General features: G+C 68.2%; 15 protein-coding genes and 2 pseudogenes. 11 read left to right on the forward strand and 6 right to left on the reverse strand.

Annotated features, from left to right (window positions below; translation table 11 throughout):
* Positions 1–82 precede the first annotated feature (82 nt).
* A pseudogene (locus AWB92_RS13915) lies at positions 83–562 on the forward strand (IS481 family transposase); the annotation flags it as partial.
* On the opposite strand, the gene AWB92_RS13920 reads toward AWB92_RS13915, so the two are convergent.
* Positions 559–2,127, reverse strand: coding sequence for an MFS transporter (locus AWB92_RS13920; protein ID WP_085186426.1), 1,569 nt, complete (start codon positions 2,125–2,127; stop codon positions 559–561). The pseudogene AWB92_RS13915 and the gene AWB92_RS13920 overlap by 4 nt on opposite strands.
* Positions 2,124–2,831 (reverse strand): LppX_LprAFG lipoprotein, encoded by a 708-nt coding sequence (locus tag AWB92_RS13925; protein ID WP_068100604.1) that lies wholly within the window; start codon positions 2,829–2,831, stop codon positions 2,124–2,126. The genes AWB92_RS13920 and AWB92_RS13925 overlap by 4 nt, the downstream gene beginning before the upstream one ends.
* An 84-nt stretch (positions 2,832–2,915) precedes the next feature.
* Between AWB92_RS13925 and AWB92_RS13930 the strand changes: the two genes are divergently transcribed.
* Complete coding sequence (locus AWB92_RS13930) at positions 2,916–3,521, forward strand: riboflavin synthase (RefSeq protein ID WP_085186427.1); 606 nt, start codon at positions 2,916–2,918, stop codon at positions 3,519–3,521.
* A gap of 60 nt (positions 3,522–3,581) precedes the next feature.
* Here AWB92_RS13930 and AWB92_RS13935 read toward each other — a convergent pair whose 3' ends face one another.
* Positions 3,582–3,953, reverse strand: a complete 372-nt coding sequence (locus tag AWB92_RS13935) for a hypothetical protein (RefSeq protein ID WP_085186428.1) — start codon at positions 3,951–3,953, stop codon at positions 3,582–3,584.
* A 192-nt stretch (positions 3,954–4,145) separates the two neighbouring features.
* Here AWB92_RS13935 and AWB92_RS13940 point away from each other — a divergent pair, with 192 nt between their 5' ends.
* The 4 genes from AWB92_RS13940 to AWB92_RS13955 are packed head-to-tail and all read left to right on the forward strand — an operon-like array spanning position 4,146 to position 7,050.
* Positions 4,146–5,423: a bifunctional 3,4-dihydroxy-2-butanone-4-phosphate synthase/GTP cyclohydrolase II gene (locus tag AWB92_RS13940; protein ID WP_068100611.1), complete on the forward strand. Its 1,278-nt coding sequence runs from the start codon at positions 4,146–4,148 to the stop codon at positions 5,421–5,423.
* Entirely contained in the window at positions 5,420–5,902 is a 483-nt protein-coding gene (gene ribH, locus AWB92_RS13945; protein ID WP_068126446.1) for a 6,7-dimethyl-8-ribityllumazine synthase, read from the forward strand. The genes AWB92_RS13940 and ribH overlap by 4 nt, the downstream gene beginning before the upstream one ends.
* A 50-nt stretch (positions 5,903–5,952) precedes the next feature.
* Positions 5,953–6,363 carry a PH domain-containing protein gene (locus tag AWB92_RS13950; protein WP_085186429.1) on the forward strand — a complete coding sequence of 137 codons (411 nt, stop codon included), beginning with the start codon at positions 5,953–5,955 and terminating at the stop codon, positions 6,361–6,363.
* 54 nt (positions 6,364–6,417) lie between these two features.
* Positions 6,418–7,050: a hypothetical protein gene (locus AWB92_RS13955; protein WP_085186549.1), complete on the forward strand. Its 633-nt coding sequence runs from the start codon at positions 6,418–6,420 to the stop codon at positions 7,048–7,050.
* Positions 7,051–7,123: 73 nt separating this feature from the next.
* Here the strand turns inward: AWB92_RS13955 and AWB92_RS30525 are convergent.
* Positions 7,124–7,277: pseudogene (locus tag AWB92_RS30525) on the reverse strand (enoyl-CoA hydratase); the annotation flags it as partial.
* Between the two features lie 1,172 nt (positions 7,278–8,449).
* On the opposite strand from AWB92_RS30525, the gene uvrC reads away from it, so the two are divergent.
* Genes uvrC through AWB92_RS13985 form a run of 5 tightly spaced genes read left to right on the forward strand, consistent with a single transcriptional unit; the run spans position 8,450 to position 14,700 of the window.
* On the forward strand, positions 8,450–10,393 hold the full coding sequence (gene uvrC / locus AWB92_RS13965) for an excinuclease ABC subunit UvrC (RefSeq protein ID WP_085186430.1): 1,944 nt from the start codon (positions 8,450–8,452) through the stop codon (positions 10,391–10,393).
* Entirely contained in the window at positions 10,390–11,265 is an 876-nt protein-coding gene (gene rapZ / locus AWB92_RS13970) for an RNase adapter RapZ (RefSeq protein WP_068188613.1), read from the forward strand. Before uvrC ends, rapZ begins: the two co-directional genes overlap by 4 nt.
* Positions 11,262–12,287 carry a YvcK family protein gene (locus AWB92_RS13975; protein ID WP_068126439.1) on the forward strand — a complete coding sequence of 342 codons (1,026 nt, stop codon included), beginning with the start codon at positions 11,262–11,264 and terminating at the stop codon, positions 12,285–12,287. The genes rapZ and AWB92_RS13975 overlap by 4 nt, the downstream gene beginning before the upstream one ends.
* Entirely contained in the window at positions 12,284–13,261 is a 978-nt protein-coding gene (whiA, locus tag AWB92_RS13980; protein WP_068100736.1) for a DNA-binding protein WhiA, read from the forward strand. Before AWB92_RS13975 ends, whiA begins: the two co-directional genes overlap by 4 nt.
* Positions 13,262–13,311: 50 nt before the next feature.
* Positions 13,312–14,700, forward strand: coding sequence for a wax ester/triacylglycerol synthase family O-acyltransferase (locus tag AWB92_RS13985; protein ID WP_085186551.1), 1,389 nt, complete (start codon positions 13,312–13,314; stop codon positions 14,698–14,700).
* Positions 14,701–14,728: 28 nt separating this feature from the next.
* Here the strand turns inward: AWB92_RS13985 and AWB92_RS13990 are convergent, their stop codons facing one another.
* Both AWB92_RS13990 and fadD12 read right to left on the reverse strand, forming a co-directional pair.
* Positions 14,729–15,997: an alpha/beta hydrolase gene (locus tag AWB92_RS13990; protein ID WP_085186432.1), complete on the reverse strand. Its 1,269-nt coding sequence runs from the start codon at positions 15,995–15,997 to the stop codon at positions 14,729–14,731.
* The gene (fadD12, locus tag AWB92_RS13995) at positions 15,997–17,616 is read right to left on the reverse strand and encodes an acyl-CoA ligase FadD12 (RefSeq protein WP_085186434.1); all 1,620 of its coding nucleotides are present in this window, start codon (positions 17,614–17,616) and stop codon (positions 15,997–15,999) included. The genes AWB92_RS13990 and fadD12 overlap by 1 nt, the downstream gene beginning before the upstream one ends.

Below are 17,616 nucleotides of genomic sequence, written 5' to 3' on the forward strand. Positions count from 1 at the left end.
CCAATTCCCCGACCGACTCCCACTATGACCCAAAGATGAACGGCCGCAACATCTTACACAGTTATCTTGACAGCCCCATCGCAGCACCGGCGTCCTCGACAAGCACTACCGGCCCGTGCGCGGCTATCACTTCCTGCACACCGCTATCGATGCGCACTCGCGGCTGGCCTATAGCGAGCTGCTGACCGATGAGCGCAAAGAGACCGCAGCAGCGTTTTGGCTACGCGCCAACGCCTGGTTCGCACAGTGCGGCATCTGCGTTCGAAAAATATTGACCGACAACGGATCCTGCTATCGATCCTATGTGTTCCGCGACGCTCTTGGCGGGATCGAGCACCGCCGCACCCGACCGTATCGCCCCCAGACGAACGGCAAAGTGGAGAGATTCCACCGCACCCTGGCCGACGAATGGGCCTACGCCCGGCTCTACCGCAGTGACGCTGAACGATGCGCGGAATTCGCCATCTGGCTCCACACCTACAATCACCACCGCGGCCACACCGCACTCGGCGGCCAACCACCCGCCAGCCGCGTACCTAACCTCTCAGGTCAGTACAGCTAGCCCCTAGGGGCGGGCGCCGGGTTGACTTCGGCCGGCTCCTCGGCGACTTCCGGCTCCTCGGCGTGCTCCTGGCGCCCGCTGACCAACAGGCCCAGCAGCGCGCCCACCACACAGATGCCGACCGTGACCAGGAAAATGTCGCCGTACATCGCCGCGAAGGCCTTGATGTACATGGTGCCCTGGGCGAGCACGCGCTCCAGCAGGGTGGCGTCCGGCGGGATCGCCGCCGTCAGGCCGGCGACGATCTGGTTGAACCGGTAGAAACCCCACGCCGTCAGCGCGGCCACACCGATCAGCATGCCCGTCATGCGGGCCACCACCACCGCCGCCGAGGCGATGCCGTGTTGCGCGGCCGGGACCACCCGCAGGGCCGCCGACGACAGCGGCCCGATCACCAGGCCCAGTCCAAGGCCGGCCACCAACAGGTCGGCGTGGATCGTCGGCACGGTGAACAACCCGAAGACGTTGACCTTGTGCCCCAATATGTCTTCGCGCCAGTAGTGAATCAGCCAGTACCCGTAGGCGGCGATGAGCAGACCGACGAAGATCATGATCCGGTCGCCGACGCGGGTGGCGATCCAGCCGCCGAGCACCGCGCCGATCGGCAGGGCGATCAAGAACCACAGCAGCAGCCCGGCCGCCTGGTTCTGATTCATCTGCAGCACGCCCTGCCCGAACAGCTCGACGTCGACCAGCGTCACCATCAGCGCCGCGCCCGCGGTCAACGAGGCGCCCAGCGCCGCGAGGAAGGGGCGGAAGTGCACCCCGGCCGGGTCGATCAACCGGGTGCGGGAGAACCGCTCCCACACCACGAAGGCCACCGCGGCGACGATCGCGCCGATCACCAACGGCAACCCGTAGCTCGGCAGCACCTGCTTACCGTCGGGGTTGGGGTTGTACAGGCCGATCACCGCGAGCCCCAGCGCGACGGCCAACAGCAGCCCGCCGACCAGATCGATCCGTTCCGGCGCCTCGGTGCGATCGCGCGAGGGCAGGCTGAACTGGATCATCACCATCGCGATCAGCGTCAGCGGGACGTTGATCCAGAACACGTATCGCCAGTCGTGAAACAACCAGACGATGAAGATGCCGTACAGCGGGCCCAGCACGCTGCCGAGCTCCTGCGCGGCGCCGATGCCGCCCAGCACGCCGGCGCGGTTGCGTTGCGACCAGAGGTCGGCGCCCAGCGCCAGGGTGACGGGCAACAACGCGCCACTGGCCACGCCCTGGATCGTCCGGCCGGCGATCAGCATGTGGAAGTCGCCGAACTGACCGGCCAGCGCGGTGACCACCGACCCCACGATGAACAGGCCCAGAGCCGCCTGCAGCAGCAGCTTGCGGCCGAACCGGTCGGACGCCCGGCCTAAAAGCGGCATGGCCGCGATGTAGCCCAGCAGGTACATCGTCACGATCCAGGTGATCCGCTGCAGCTGGTTCACCGGGATCCCGACGTCGGACATGATGTCGCGCATGATGGTGACCACGACGTAGGTGTCGAGGGCCCCGAGCAGCACCGCAAGGCTGCCCGCGCTGATCGCGACGCGGCGTCCGGCCCGAACGCTCATGAGATCACCGGCGGCTTGGTGACGTTGACCGGCGCGCCCCAGTTGGACATGTTCATCTGCAGCGAATTGCCCGAGCTCTTTTCCAGGCTGGCCTGAACCAGCTGGTGGTCGCCGTTCTCCTGGATCCACACCGTGCCCGGCACCTGCCCCGACGCGGTGAACTGCGGAACGAGCTTGTTCACCGCGTCCGCGGAGAACTTCCCGCTGATCTTGACGGCGTCCTGCCCGTTGATGTTGTCGCGCCCCTCGGCCTTGGCGTCGGTGAAGTTGTTCAGCGCGTTGGCCAGCCCGGTGTCCGGGTTCAGGATCACCGAGACGTCGTAGATGTCGGACGCCTTCCCGAAATCGCTCCATTTGTTCGGTGTGAGCGTCGCGTACAAGTCGCCGTCGACGACGACGAAGTCGGCTTGAATGTCAGACCCCCCGACGGTGAGCGTGGCGTTTCCGGACGCGGCGGTGGCCGGCGCGTTGGTGAGGTCACCCGTCAGCACCTTGATGGGCAACCCCGGAATCTTTCCGTTCACCTTGATCACGAGGTGGGCGCTCTTAACGTTCTTGGTCGTTGCGGCGGATTGCTTGACCAGGGTCGTGCCGTCGGGGAGCGGCCCGCCGCTCACCTTCGAGCCCGAGGAGCAACCGGCGACCAGAGCGGTGGCGAGAGTCAGGGAAGCGAGGACGGCCAATAGACGGTGGCGAGTCGGCATACCCTGCATCGTAGAGGGTGCCCATGACCGGCTCGGGAAACGCGGGGCCCGCTCGGCCGCCCATCGGCCCGTTAACCTGGTGCAATGTTCACCGGAATTGTCGAGGAGCTCGGGGAGGTGACCGGCCGCGACGTCCTCGACGACGCCGCGCGGCTGACCATCCGCGGGCCGATGGTGACCGGCGACGCCGGGCATGGCGATTCGATCGCCGTCAACGGCGTGTGCCTGACGGTCGCCGAGCTGCTGCCGGACGGCCGATTCACCGCCGACGTGATGGGCGAGACCCTGAACCGGTCCAACCTGGGCGAGTTGCAGGTGGGCAGCCGGGTCAATCTCGAGCGCGCCGCGGCCGTCAACAGCCGGCTCGGCGGACACATCGTGCAGGGGCACGTCGACGGCACCGGCCGGATCGTCGCCCGCACGCCCTCGGAGAACTGGGAGGTCGTGCGGATCGAGGTGCCCGCAGCGGTGGCCCGCTACGTGGTCGAGAAGGGGTCGATCACTGTCGACGGGATCTCCCTCACGGTGTCCGGACTCGGCTCGGAGCCCCGGGACTGGTTCGAGGTATCGCTGATCCCGACGACGCGCGAACTGACCACCCTCGGTGCTGCCCCCGTCGGAACCCAGGTGAACCTCGAGGTCGACGTCATCGCCAAATATGTGGAGCGGCTGATGAAAGCAGGCCGCTAGCAGCGGCCGGGGTGATGCCGCTGCAGCGGCCTGCTCTCGGATCAGGTCGGCTGTGCCTGGTTACAGGCCGCGCCAGTTCGGGCCGTCCCAGTAGCCCCAGTCATTGAACTGGGCATTCCACACGACCTGGGCCCACGGCGCCCACGGCGGCGGCGGGGGCATCGGCCGCGCCCACGGCGGAGGTGCGCCGTAGCCGGCCGGACCGCCGTAGTTGTCGTCCCAATCGCGGCAGTTGTTCCAGTTCTGGTAGGGGCCCCACCCGTTATCCCACTGGTCGCCAGGGCACCAGTGGTGGTGATATGCGGGCGCCGGGGGAGGCGCCGCCTGGGCGGTGCCGGAAGTCAGCCCGAGCGCGGCCGCGGCCATCCCGCCGGCCGCCAACGCACCGGTGCACAGGCGGACCCATGTCTTGGTTTGCGTGTTTGTGTTCATGCCTCTCGCATTTCCCTTAATGGAGAGCCCAAAACACCTTCCGCCGTCTCGCGCGGCACCTCACACGTGGCTCATAGCTTGGGCTTACGCCGGGCTTATGCCGCGTGACCGGTTCGGCCAGAAAACCCGTGGCAATAACGGCGGCGGCGCGGTGGTTCATACTGAATGCAACTACGAGAGCAAGGCAGCAAGATGACGAGGTTGGACTCCGTCGAGAGGGCGGTTGCCGACATTGCGGCCGGTAAGGCCGTCGTCGTCATCGACGACGAGGAGCGCGAGAACGAGGGCGACCTGATCTTCGCGGCCGAGAAGGCGACGCCGGAGATGGTGGCCTTCATGGTCCGCTACACCTCGGGATACCTGTGCGTACCGCTGGACGGCTCGATCTGCGACCGGCTTGGGCTGCTGCCGATGTACGCGGTGAACCAGGACAAGCACGGGACCGCCTACACCGTCACCGTCGATGCGAGAAACGGTGTGGGAACCGGGATCTCGGCCTCCGACCGGGCCACGACGATGCGGCTGTTGGCCGATCCGGCCAGCGTTGCCGACGATTTCACCCGTCCCGGACACGTGGTTCCGTTGCGCGCCAAGGACGGTGGCGTGTTGCGCCGGCCGGGCCACACCGAGGCCGCCGTCGATCTGGCCCGGATGGCAGGGCTGCAACCCGCGGGCGCGATCTGCGAAATCGTCAGCCAGAAGGACGAGGGCTCGATGGCGCAAACCGACGAGTTGCGGGTCTTCGCCGACGAGCACGACCTCGCGCTGATCACCATCGCCGACCTGATCGAGTGGCGGCGCAAACACGAGAAGCACATCGAGCGCATCGCCGAGGCGCGGATACCGACCCGGCACGGGGAGTTTCGCGCCATCGGCTACTCCAGCATCTATGAGGACGTCGAGCACGTCGCGCTGGTTCGTGGCGAGATCGCCGGGCCCAACGCCGACGGCGACGACGTGTTGGTCCGCGTCCACTCCGAATGCCTGACCGGCGACGTGTTCGGTTCTCGCCGCTGCGATTGCGGGCCCCAACTGGACGCCGCGATGGCGATGGTCGCGCGCGAGGGGCGCGGCGTGGTGCTGTACATGCGCGGCCACGAGGGGCGCGGCATCGGCCTGATGCACAAGCTGCAGGCATACCAGCTGCAGGACGCCGGCGACGACACCGTCGACGCCAACCTCAAGCTCGGTTTACCTGCCGACGCAAGGGATTACGGGATCGGCGCGCAGATCCTCGTCGATCTCGGCGTGCGCTCCATGCGGCTGCTGACCAACAACCCGGCCAAGCGGGTCGGGTTGGACGGGTACGGCCTGCACATCATCGAGCGGGTGCCGCTTCCGGTGCGGGCCAACGCCGAGAACATCCGCTACCTGATGACCAAGCGCGACAAGATGGGCCACGACCTGGTCGGGCTGGACGACTTTCACGAATCCGTGCATCTGCCAGGCGAATTCGGGGGTGCTTTGTGAGTGGTGGTGCCGGTATTCCGGACGTGCCGCCGCTCGACGCCTCGGGCCTGCGGCTGGCCATCGTGGCGAGCACCTGGCACGCGGAAATCTGTGACGCGCTGCTGGCGGGTGCCCGCAAGGTGGCATCCGAGTCGGGCATCGACGACCCGACGGTGGTCCGGGTGATCGGGGCGATCGAGATCCCTGTGATCGCACAGGAACTGGCCCGCAACCACGACGCCGTCGTCGCCCTGGGCGTCGTAATCCGCGGTCAGACACCGCATTTCGACTACGTGTGCGACGCGGTGACGCAGGGGCTGACGCGGGTATCGCTGGACGCGTCGACGCCGGTGGCCAATGGGGTGCTGACCACCGACACCGAGGAGCAGGCGCTGGACCGCGCTGGCCTTCCGGAATCGGCCGAGGACAAGGGGGCCCAGGCCACCGGGGCGGCCCTCGCCACCGCGCTGACGTTGCGTGACCTGCGCGCTCGGTCGTGAGTTCGCCGTCGAGCAGCGAGGTATGGGATCTCGAGCTGCGTCCCCACCGCATGCCGGTATTCGTTTACATCGCCGCGTTTCTAATCGCCGCGGCGCACATCGTGGTGGGGCTGCTGCTGAAGATCAAGTCCAGCGGGGTGATCTTCCACACCTCTGATCAGGTGGCGGTCGGCCTCCTGGGCCTGGTGATCGCCGGGGGCGTGCTGTTGTTCGCGCGCCCGCGGCTGCGGGTGGGACCGGCGGGGCTGGCGGTGCGAAACCTGCTCGGATACAAGCTGATTCCCTGGGCCGACGTGGCCGGCGTGTCGTTTCCGCCCGGCCGGCGGTGGGCGCGCGTCGACCTGCCCGACGACGAGTACGTTCCCCTGATGGCGATCCAGGCCGTCGACAAGGAGCGCGCCGTGGAAGCGATGGACACGGTGCGGTCGCTGGTCGCGCGATATCGGCCGGACCTCGGCTAAGCGCTGTACCATCACCGGGTGGCGCGTCATCTGTGGGCGGCATCCGCGCTGGTCATGGCCGCGGTGATGGTGGGCGGTTGCGCAACCTCGGTGGCGGGTCGAGCGGTGCGGGCTGCCGGGCAACCCGGCGTCCCCGCGAATGCCCACCTGTCCATCTCGGCGCGCGAGCTGCTGTTGGCTGACGGGGATTCCACCCCGTTCGGCTCGGCGACGGCGACCCCGGTGGGCGACAACTACTTCACCAGCGCCCGACCACCGGAATGCTCGGCGGCCTTGCTGTTCAAGGGTTCCCCGCTGCTGCCTCCCGGCTCGGCGGAGCACGCCGAGTCCGCCTACCGTTTCGACGGCCCGGCGCTTTACGCCGAATCGGTCGACGTCTACGACAAGGCCATGAAGGCCCACGACGTGGTGTCAAAGGGCTTCGCCGCCATAGCCAAATGCCACGGCGACGCCGTCGGTGCGTCGCCCACCGGGGTGTATCCGCCGATGCGGCTCAGTTTCTTCGGCACCACCGACGACGGCGTCCTGGTCTGGACGATGACCCACCCGAAGTGGACGTGTGACTACGGGCTGGCGGTGTTACCGCGGGTGGCTCTGATGCTGTCGGCCTGTGACAGCAAGCCCGGGTTTCCAATGAAGGACTGGGCATCGAAACGCCGGGCGCAGATCGACCGACGGACCGCCTGAGCCGAAAACTTGGCGAATGGTCGTGGCATGCGAATACACGTTCGAATACTTGCTCGCTTCCGGCCGCGGAGTATCACGTCCTGGAGCCGTGTCGGCCCGCACCGAACCGCTTCGCGCCTGACTGCAATTCGGATGCCGAACGCGACAGGTTTGTCGAACTCGAAATCCATGGCCTCGGCCTCGCTTCGACCCCATTGGTAGAGCGCCGACAGGCGGTCCGAGCGCAAGCGCATTTGCGGCCCTTGGTTTCGGTCGTCGTGCCCACGACCTCGACGTTATCCGCACCACCCGGGTCTAACCGGCAAATTCGCTGCAACGTGCCCGCTGCGCCAATAGCGGATCTCACACCGGTATCTCTTGGGGCCGGCCGACAATTTGCCCACCCCTGAGCGACAATTCTCGCGGCCCCCGGAGCCGGTTGTCGCTCTGTGGCGGGCACAGAGCCACATCCTCCGAAGCCGGGACTGGTGTGTTTGACGTTGCGAATGCGGCAGCCGCCTACACGTTGAACCCTCTGAGGCCGCTGGGACCCACAGCTGCTCGACCGCACGGGCATTCTTGGAAGATACGAAGCTCTCATAACCCGAAAAGCGGAGCAGCCCACCTACTTTGGGCCCCGCGCCACCCGACCGGGATTACCCACCGCCGTTTTGTCGGGATTAGGGAAGGTCTGTTTGCGGTGTTTGCGGCGGCAATACCGGTCCTCCCGGCGGTTCTCCTACCGCTGCGGGAGGTGGGGCCGGAACTGGCATGCCCTCACCCGGAAGAACGGGTGCGCTGGCAAATCCAGCCGGTTCCATGTGATCTTTGCACGCATTCGGGACGGGAACCATGTACCACTTCCACGCGCCAGGGGGATTTGGCGCCGGTGCCATGCTGTTGTCGGGACACCGCCATGTGCAACTGACACCGCCGGCACCCGGACCGCCAAGGCCGAGCGTGGAACCGCCGGCAATAGCCGCGCCGGCGTCGACAGCCAGGCCCCCTGCCTCACAGTGCAAATGTGATCCATTGATTTCGGTAGGCCAATCACAATAAGCACCCTGGGCAAAGAAAACGTTGGCCCCGGTCAGGACAGCGGGATAATCACACAGGCCGGCATGGGCCCTCGGGGCCGGGAAAATAAAAATCACACCCGACACCATTATCGGAACGAGCCAAATTTTATTCATTGGGCGCCTCGCTTATGTTCCCAACATGGGCGCGGTTGAACTCCGTGCACCTCGATGCGTCGCCCGCCCATGCCATGCCTCCATCCCCACAGCTACGGGCAACATCGCTGGACTTCGGTGAAGTGTTACGCGATAGGCGACGCGCAAGTCTCCGTGGCACAAACCGGACCGTCGACACCCGACGCCGACGAGGCACCGCCGTCCTACCGGCCTACTAGCCTGGGTACGTGCCAGATCCCGCAACGTATCGCCCCGCGCCCGGGTCCATCCCGGTCGAGCCCGGCGTCTACCGCTTCCGGGACACGCACGGGCGGGTCATCTACGTCGGCAAGGCCAAGAGCCTGCGCAGCAGGCTGACGTCCTACTTCCAGGACATCGCCGCCCTGCACCCGCGAACCCGACAGATGGTGACCACCGCGGCCAAGGTCGAGTGGACCGTGGTCAACACCGAAGTCGAGGCGCTGCAGCTCGAATACAACTGGATCAAGGAATTCGATCCACGCTTCAACGTCCGCTACCGCGACGACAAGTCCTACCCGGTGCTGGCGGTCACCCTCAACGAGGAGTTCCCGCGGCTGATGGTGTACCGCGGCCCGCGGCGCAAGGGTGTCCGCTACTTCGGCCCCTACTCACACGCGTGGGCGATCCGGGAGACGCTGGACCTGCTCACCCGGGTGTTCCCGGCGCGCACCTGCTCGGCCGGAGTATTCAAGCGGCACAAGCAGATCGACCGGCCGTGCCTGCTCGGCTACATCGACAAGTGCTCGGCGCCGTGCATCGGCAGGGTCAGCGCCGAGCAGCACCGCCAGATCGTCGAGGACTTCTGCGACTTTCTGTCCGGCAAGACCGACCGCTTCGCCCGCGACCTGGAACACGAGATGAACGCCGCGGCCGAGCAACTCGACTTCGAACGGGCCGCGCGGCTGCGGGACGACCTGGGCGCCTTGAAGCGGGCCATGGAAAAGCAGGCCGTGGTGCTCGGCGACGGCACTGACGCCGACGTGGTCGCCTTCGCCGACGACGAGCTGGAAGCGGCGGTGCAGGTGTTCCACGTGCGCGGCGGGCGGGTCCGAGGCCAGCGCGGCTGGATCGTCGAAAAGTCCGGCGACCCAGGCGAATCCGGCGAGGAGCGGCTGGTCGAGCAGTTCCTGACGCAGTTCTACGGCGAACAGGCCGAGCTGGGCGGCTCCGCCGACGAGGCCGCCAACCCGGTGCCCCGCGAGGTGCTGGTGCCGTGCCTGCCGTCCAACTCCGAGGAGCTGACCGCGTGGCTGTCCGGCCTGCGCGGTTCGCGCGTTACCTTGAGGGTGCCGCGGCGCGGCGACAAGCGCGCGTTGGCCGAGACCGTGCAGCGCAACGCGAAAGAGGCGCTGCAGCAACACAAGCTGAAGCGCGCCGGCGACTTCAACGCGAGATCCGCCGCGCTGCAGAACATTCAGGACGCGCTCGGCTTGGCCGACGCGCCGCTGCGCATCGAATGCGTCGACATCAGCCACGTGCAGGGCACCGACGTGGTGGGCTCGCTGGTGGTGTTCGAGGACGGCCTGCCGCGCAAGTCCGACTACCGCCACTTCGGGATCCGGGAGGCGGCAGGGCAGGGGCGCTCCGACGACGTCGCATCGATCGCCGAGGTGACCCGCCGCCGTTTTGCGCGGCACCTCGCCGAACAGCAGGACCCCAATATGCTTTCCGCCGAAGGCAAATCGCGGCGTTTCGCCTATCCGCCCAACCTGTACGTCGTGGACGGCGGCGCGCCACAGGTCAACGCGGCCAGCGCCGTGCTCGACGAGCTCGGCATCACCGACGTCGCGGTGATCGGCCTGGCCAAGCGGCTAGAAGAGATCTGGGTGCCCTCGGAGCCGGACCCGATCATCATGCCCCGCAACAGCGAGGGCCTCTACCTGTTGCAGCGTGTGCGTGACGAGGCGCACCGGTTCGCCATCACCTACCATCGCAGCAAGCGATCCAAGCGAATGACCGCGTCAGCGCTCGACTCGGTGCCAGGATTGGGAGAGCATCGCCGCAAGGCGCTGGTAACGCATTTCGGATCGATAGCCCGCCTCAAGGAGGCCACCGTCGACCAGATCACCGCCGTTCCGGGCATCGGCGTGGCCACGGCCACGGCCGTCCTCGAGGCGCTGAGACCCGAACAGCCCGAGGGCGCGCAGTGACCAGTCAGGCCGGCATCGACGTCGTGCTGGTGACGGGATTGTCGGGGGCCGGGCGGGGCACCGCGGCCAAAGTGCTCGAGGACCTCGGCTGGTATGTCGCCGACAACCTGCCGCCCCAGCTTATTACGCGCATGGTGGATTTCGGGTTGGCGGCCGGTTCGCGCATCACCCAGCTGGCGGTGGTGATGGACGTGCGGTCGCGCGGCTTCACGGGCGACCTCGACGAGGTGCGCAACGAGTTGGCCACCCGCAACATCAGCCCGCGCGTGGTGTTCATGGAGGCGTCCGATGACATGCTGGTGCGCCGCTACGAGCAGAACCGGCGTAGCCACCCGCTGCAGGGCGACCAGACGCTGGCCGAGGGCATCGCCGCCGAGCGCAGGATGCTGGCCCCGGTCCGCGCCACCGCCGACCTGATCATCGACACGTCGACGCTGTCGGTGCGGGGCCTGCGGGAGAGCATCGAGCGCGCGTTCGGCGGCGACACCGGCGCGTCCACGGCCGTCACCGTCGAATCGTTCGGCTTCAAGTACGGCCTACCGATGGACGCCGACATGGTGATGGACGTCCGGTTCCTGCCCAACCCGCACTGGGTGGACGATCTGCGCCCCCTCACCGGCCAGCACCCCGCGGTGCGCGACTACGTATTGGACCAGCCGGGCGCGGGAGAGTTCCTCGACGCTTACCATCGATTGCTAAACCTGGTTGTCGACGGCTACCGCCGGGAGGGCAAGCGCTACATGACGGTCGCCATCGGCTGCACCGGCGGCAAGCATCGCAGCGTCGCGATCGCCGAGGCATTGATGCAGCGGCTGGGGGGTAACCCGCAGCTGACGGTGCGGGTGCTACATCGGGATCTGGGTCGCGAATGAATGAAGGCATCGTTGCGCTGGGGGGCGGGCACGGCCTGTACGCGACGCTGTCCGCCGCGCGCCGGCTGACGCCCTACGTCACCGCCGTGGTCACGGTCGCCGACGACGGCGGCTCGTCCGGCCGGCTGCGCAGCGAACTGGACGTGATCCCGCCCGGCGACCTGCGAATGGCGTTGGCGGCGTTGGCATCTGACAGCCCGTATGGCCGGCTGTGGGCGACCATCCTGCAGCACCGATTCGGCGGCACCGGCGCCCTGGCCGGGCACCCGATCGGCAACCTGCTGCTGGCCGGCCTGTCCGAGGTGCTGGCCGACCCCGTCGCCGCCCTGGACGAACTGGGCCGCATCCTCGGCGTCAAGGGCCGGGTGTTGCCGATGTGCCCGATCGCGCTGCAGATCGAGGCCGACGTGTCCGGCCTGGAGGCCGATCCCCGGATATTCCGGCTGATCCGCGGCCAGGTGGCGATCGCGACCACGCCCGGCAAGGTGCGGCGGGTGCGGCTGCTGCCGCCCGATCCGCCGGCGACCCGGCAGGCCGTCGACGCGATCATGGCCGCGGACCTGGTGGTGCTGGGTCCCGGGTCGTGGTTCACCAGCGTGATCCCGCACGTGCTGGTCCCGGGGCTGGCGACGGCGCTGCGGGCCACCACCGCCCGGCGCGCGCTGGTGCTCAACCTGGTGGCCGAGCCGGGGGAGACGGCCGGCTTCTCGGTGGAGCGCCACTTGCACGTGCTGGTCCAGCACGCACCCGGGTTCACCGTGCACGACATCATCATCGACGCCGAACGGGTGCCCAGCGAACGCGAACGCGAGCAACTGCGCCGCACCGCGACGCTGCTGGAAGCCGAGGTCCACTTCGCTGACGTGGCCCGACCTGGTACACCTTTACATGACCCGGGCAAGCTCGCCGCGGCGCTGGACGGGGTCCGAGCGGGTCACAAAGGTCGAGGAGCCCCTTTGGATCGGACCACCACGCAGCTGCCGGTCGAAGTTGAGACGAGGGGTGACGACGCGTGGCGATGACGACCGAAGTCAAGGACGAGCTGAGCCGCCTGGTGGTGAAATCGGTCAGCGCGCGGCGCGCTGAGGTCACGTCCCTGCTGAGGTTCGCCGGGGGGCTGCACATCGTCGGCGGCCGGGTGGTCGTCGAGGCCGAGGTGGACCTGGGTAACGTCGCGCGCCGGCTGCGCAAGGACATCTTCGAGCTCTACGGGTACAACGCCGTCGTGCATGTGTTGTCCGCCAGTGGGATTCGCAAGAGCACCCGGTACGTGCTGCGGGTGGCCAACGACGGCGAGGCGCTGGCGCGCCAGACGGGTCTGCTCGACATGCGGGGGCGTCCGGTCCGCGGGTTGCCGGCCCAGGTGGTCGGCGGCAGCGTCGCCGACGCCGAGGCCGCGTGGCGGGGGGCTTTTTTGGCGCACGGGTCGCTGACCGAGCCGGGACGCTCGTCGGCCCTCGAGGTCAGCTGCCCCGGCCCGGAGGCCGCGCTGGCGCTGGTCGGTGCCGCGCGCCGGCTCGGGGTCAGTGCGAAGGCGCGCGAGGTGCGCGGCGCGGACCGGGTGGTGGTGCGCGACGGCGAGGCGATCGGCGCCCTGCTGACCCGGATGGGGGCCCAGGACACCCGGCTGGTCTGGGAAGAACGGCGGATGCGCCGCGAGGTCCGCGCGACGGCCAACCGCCTGGCCAACTTCGACGACGCCAACCTGCGCCGGTCCGCGCGGGCGGCGGTCGCGGCGGCCGCCCGGGTGGAGCGCGCGCTGGAGATCCTCGGCGACAGCGTCCCGGACCATCTGGCGTCGGCGGGCCGGCTGCGCGTCGAGCACCGGCAGGCGTCGCTGGAGGAGCTGGGCCGCCTGGCCGACCCGCCGATGACGAAAGACGCTGTGGCCGGCCGTATTCGGCGCCTGCTATCGATGGCCGACCGCAAGGCGAAGGTCGAAGGCATCCCCGACACCGAGTCGGCGGTGACGCCCGATTTGCTGGAGGATGCTTAACTAGCAGCAAATTGCTGGGCGTGACGGTCGGGGAGGGCTACGGTCATCGCATGAAGCGGCTTTCGAGTGTCGATGCGGCGTTTTGGTCTGCGGAGACCGCGGGCTGGCACATGCATGTGGGTGCGCTGGCGATCTGCGATCTCACCGATGCCCCCGAATACAGCTTTGAACGCGTCCGCGAGCTGATCATCGAGCGGCTGCCCGAGCTGCCGCAGCTGCGGTGGCGAGTCACCGGCGCGCCCCTCGGGCTGGACCGGCCGTGGTTCGTCGAGGACGAAGAGCTCGATGTCGACTTCCACATCCGTCGCATCGCCGTTCCGGCCCCGGGCGGCAGGCGCGAGGTCGACGAGCTGGTGGGTCGGCTGATGTCCTACAAGCTGGACCGTTCCCGACCGTTGTGGGAGCTCTGGGTCATCGAGAACGTCAAGGGCAACCGGGTGGCGACGCTGACCAAGATGCACCACGCGATTGTCGACGGAGTCTCGGGCGCCGGGCTCGGCGAAATCCTGCTCGACGTCACACCGGAACCCCGTCCGCCGCAAACGGAGACGGTCGGGTCGCTGGTGGGATTCCAGCTTCCGGGGCTGGAGCGGCGCGCGATCGGCGCGCTTATCAACGTCGGCGTCAAGACGCCCTTCCGCATCGCCCGGCTGGTGGAGCAGACGCTGCGTCAGCAGGTCGCCGCGCTGGGCGTCAGCAGCAAGCCGCCGCGCTACTTCGAAGCGCCCAAGACGCGCTTCAACGCACCGGTGTCGCCGCACCGGCGGATCACCGGCTGCCGCGTCGAGCTGGACCGGGCCAAGGCCGTCAAGGACGCCTTCGGCGTCAAGCTCAACGACGTGGTGCTGGCGCTCGTGGCCGGGGCCGCCCGAACGTACTTGCTGAAGCACGACGAATTGCCCGCCAAACCGCTCATCGCGCAGATCCCAGTCTCGACGCGCACCGACGAAAGCAAGAGCGACATCGGCAACAAGATCAGCTCGATGACCGCGTCGCTGGCCACCAACATCGAAGACCCCGCCGATCGGCTGATGGCCATCCACGAAAGCACCCAGAGCGCCAAAGGGATGGCCAAGGCGCTGTCGGCACACCAGATCATGGGTCTTACCGAGACCACGCCCCCGGGATTGCTGCAGCTGGCCGCCCGCGCCTACACCGCTACCGGACTCTCGCGCAACCTGGCCCCCGTCAACCTCGTCGTATCCAATGTCCCGGGTCCGCCGATGCCGCTGTACATGGCGGGCGCCAAATTGGAGTCGCTGGTGCCGCTCGGCCCGCCCGTCATGGACATCGCCCTGAACATCACTTGCTTCTCCTACGAGAACTACTTGGACTTCGGCTTTGTCACCACCCCCGAAGTCGCCAATGACATCCACGAGATGGCCCGCGCCATCGAGCCCGCGCTGACCGAGCTGGAGAAGGCCGCGGCGCGGGAGTGATCGCCTAGACCGGCCGGCGCGACGCTAGTTACCGTCGGGGCGGATGCTTCGCGTACACCCAGGACAGGAATTGCGCGACGGCCTCCGCCGACTTGTGCGCCCGCGGGGAGCTGAAGATGTCGAAAGCGTGTTGGGCGTGCGGCAATTCGGCGTAGGCGACGGGGGACTTCGACACCGAACGCAACTCCTCGGCGAACTCCTGCGCCTCGCCGACCGGGATCAGGGAGTCGTCGTGGCCGTGCAGGATGAAAAACGGCGGCGCGTCGTCGCGCAGCTTGCAGATCGGCGAGGCGTCGGTGTAGATGTGCCGATGTGTCGCGAATTTCCTTTTGACGACGTACTTTTCGAGCAGCGCGACGAACTCCGGGCGGCCCTCGCCCTCGGTGGAAAACCAGTCGTAGCGCCCGTACACCGGAACCGCGGCGGTCACCGAGGTGTCGGCTTCCTCGAAGCCCGGCTGGAATTGCGGGTCGTTGGGCGTCAGCGCCGCCAGCGCGGACAGGTGCCCACCGGCGGAGCCGCCGGTGATCGCGACGAAGTCCGGGTCCCCGCCGAACCGCGCGATGTTCTCCTTGACCCAGGCCAGCGCCCGTTTGACGTCGACGATGTGGTCGGGCCAGGTGTGCACGGGTGACACCCGATAGCCGATCGACACGCACACCCAGCCGCGGGCGGCCAGGTGGCTCATCAGCGGGTAGGCCTGCGGGCGGCGCATTCCGATCACCCACGCGCCGCCGGGAACCTGCAGCAGGACGGGAGCCTTGGCGTCGCGCGGCAGGTCGCGGCGGCGCCAGATGTCGGCCAGGTTGGCGCGGCCGTGCGGGCCGTAGGACACCACGTTCGTCTTCTCGACGTAGCGCCGGCGGGCCACCGTGTTGCCCAGCGGCAGGCTGCGCCGCCCGCTGCGGGTGGGCTTCGTGTGCGGCAGCGCCTCCAGCGCCTCGGCGTAGTCGTGCCCCAGTTGTTCGCGCAGGCCCGCCTCCAGCACCGGGCCCGGCGTGGTGACGCCGCGATACTTGATCACACCCAGGATGGCCCAGGACGCGGCCGTCAGCGCCAGCGCGGCCTTGCCGCGGCGCCCAGCGAAGTCGCCGCGGCGCCCGCGGCGCAGCGCGTCCACCAGCGAGGCGGTGAAGTACACCCCGGGCACCTCCGACGTCGGCCAGCCGAACCAGAACACCAGGACGGTGCTGTAACCCTTGCGGGCCAGCGGCCGTAATCCGTTGGCGGCGTTGGCAAGTTCGACCGCGGCGCGCGCCAACGGGCGAGGCTTTCGCAGCGTCCGGGCGAGCCGCATCAGCCGCCGACCCGGGACAGCAGCTCGTTGCGCAGGATTTTGCCGGTGCTGCCGCGGGGCAGCTCGTCGAGGATGGCGATCTCGCGGGGCACCTTGTAGTTGGCCAGGTTGTCGCGCACGTGTTGCTTGAGCGTGTCGACCGTGGCGGACGCGCCCGGAGCCAGCACCACGAAGGCCGCCAGCCGCTGCCCGTACTGCTCGTCGTCCACGCCGATGACCGCCGCCTCGGCGACGTCGGGGTGCGCCGCCAGGGTCTTCTCCACCTCGATCGGGTAGACGTTCTCGCCGCCGGAGACGATCATCTCGTCGTCGCGCCCGACGACGAACAGGCGCCCGGCGTCGTCGAGGTATCCGACGTCGCCCGACGACATGAACCCGGCGTGGAAGTCTTTCGTGGTGCCGGAGGTGTAGCCCTCGAACTGGGTGTCGTTGCGGACGTAGATGGTGCCGACCTCGCCGGTGGGCAACTCGTTGAATTCCTTGTCCAGGATTCGGATTTCGGTTCCGCCCGCCGGCTTGCCCGCGGTGTCCGGCGCCGCCCGCAGGTCGGCCGGGGTGGCGGTGGCGATCATGCCGGCCTCGGTGGCGTTGTAGTTGTTGTAGATCACGTCGCCGAACTGGTCCATGAACGCGGTGACCACATCGGGTCGCATCCGCGAACCGGAGGCCGCGGCGAACCGTAATGACTTGCAGCTGTAGCGGTTTCGCACCTCGGGCGGCAGTTCCATGATCCGGTCGAACATCACCGGCACGACGGCCAGGCCGGTCGCCTGGTGCCGGTCGATGAGGTCGAGGGTGGCCTCCGGATCGAACTTGCGCCGGGTGATGATCGTGCAGGCCATCGACGCGGCGAAGATCAATTGCGAGAAGCCCCAGGCGTGGAACATCGGGGCCACGATCACGATGTTTTCCTCGGCCCGCCACGGCGTGCGGTCCAGGATGGCCTTGAGCGTGCCGATCCCCGCGTTGCCGCCGGTTTGGTTGGCGCCCTTGGGCGTTCCGGTGGTGCCCGAGGTGAGCAGGATCATCCGGCCCTTGCGGCTGCCGCGCCGAGGCTGCTGTCCGGCGTGGTCGGTGATGAGTTTCTCCACCGTCAATTCGTGCTGCCCGCTGGTCCACGCGACGATGCGGGTGGCGTCGGGCTTCTCGGCAAGCGCCCGGTCCACCGTCTCGGTGAACTCCTCGTCGTAGATGACGGCGTCGACGCCCTCGCGGCCGACCACCTCGGCCAGCGCCGGCCCGGCGAACGACGTGTTGAGCAGCACCACGTCGGAGCCGATCCGGCTGACGGCCACCACGGCCTCGACGAAACCGCGGTGGTTGCGGCACATGATCCCGACCACCTTGGGAGGCCCCTCGGGCAATCCCTGCAGGGCGGCCGCCAGCGCGTTGATCCGCTCGTCGAGCTGCCGCCAGGTCAGCGTGCCGAGCTCGTCGATCAGGCCGGGACGGTCCGGGCAGCGCTGCGCCGCGCTGGCGAAGCCCACGGTCATGCCCATGCCCTCGCGGCGCATCGCCGCGGCGATCTTGAGGTAGCGGTCGGGGCGCATCGGCGCGATCATCCCGGCGCGCCGTAACGTCCCAAAAATGCCGAGGGCCTCGTCTACTCGAGATGCCAT

Origin of the sequence: Mycobacterium sp. IEC1808 (genome assembly GCF_002101935.1) — a bacterium.
GTDB lineage: Bacteria > Actinomycetota > Actinomycetes > Mycobacteriales > Mycobacteriaceae > Mycobacterium.

Bases quoted from the DNA above. Each gene is read 5' to 3' on its own strand.
- AWB92_RS13935 (WP_085186428.1), bottom strand. From the start codon at position 3,953: ATGAACACAAACACGCAAACCAAGACATGGGTCCGCCTGTGCACCGGT.
- AWB92_RS13920 (WP_085186426.1), bottom strand. From the start codon at position 2,127: ATGAGCGTTCGGGCCGGACGCCGCGTCGCGATCAGCGCGGGCAGCCTT.
- AWB92_RS13985 (WP_085186551.1), top strand. From the start codon at position 13,312: ATGAAGCGGCTTTCGAGTGTCGATGCGGCGTTTTGGTCTGCGGAGACC.
- AWB92_RS13950 (WP_085186429.1), top strand. From the start codon at position 5,953: ATGCCGGTATTCGTTTACATCGCCGCGTTTCTAATCGCCGCGGCGCAC.
- AWB92_RS13940 (WP_068100611.1), top strand. From the start codon at position 4,146: ATGACGAGGTTGGACTCCGTCGAGAGGGCGGTTGCCGACATTGCGGCC.
- whiA (WP_068100736.1), top strand. From the start codon at position 12,284: ATGACGACCGAAGTCAAGGACGAGCTGAGCCGCCTGGTGGTGAAATCG.
- AWB92_RS13925 (WP_068100604.1), bottom strand. From the start codon at position 2,831: ATGCCGACTCGCCACCGTCTATTGGCCGTCCTCGCTTCCCTGACTCTC.
- AWB92_RS13990 (WP_085186432.1), bottom strand. From the start codon at position 15,997: ATGCGGCTCGCCCGGACGCTGCGAAAGCCTCGCCCGTTGGCGCGCGCC.
- AWB92_RS13955 (WP_085186549.1), top strand. From the start codon at position 6,418: ATGGCCGCGGTGATGGTGGGCGGTTGCGCAACCTCGGTGGCGGGTCGA.
- AWB92_RS13975 (WP_068126439.1), top strand. From the start codon at position 11,262: ATGAATGAAGGCATCGTTGCGCTGGGGGGCGGGCACGGCCTGTACGCG.
- AWB92_RS13930 (WP_085186427.1), top strand. From the start codon at position 2,916: ATGTTCACCGGAATTGTCGAGGAGCTCGGGGAGGTGACCGGCCGCGAC.
- fadD12 (WP_085186434.1), bottom strand. From the start codon at position 17,616: ATGGCATCTCGAGTAGACGAGGCCCTCGGCATTTTTGGGACGTTACGG.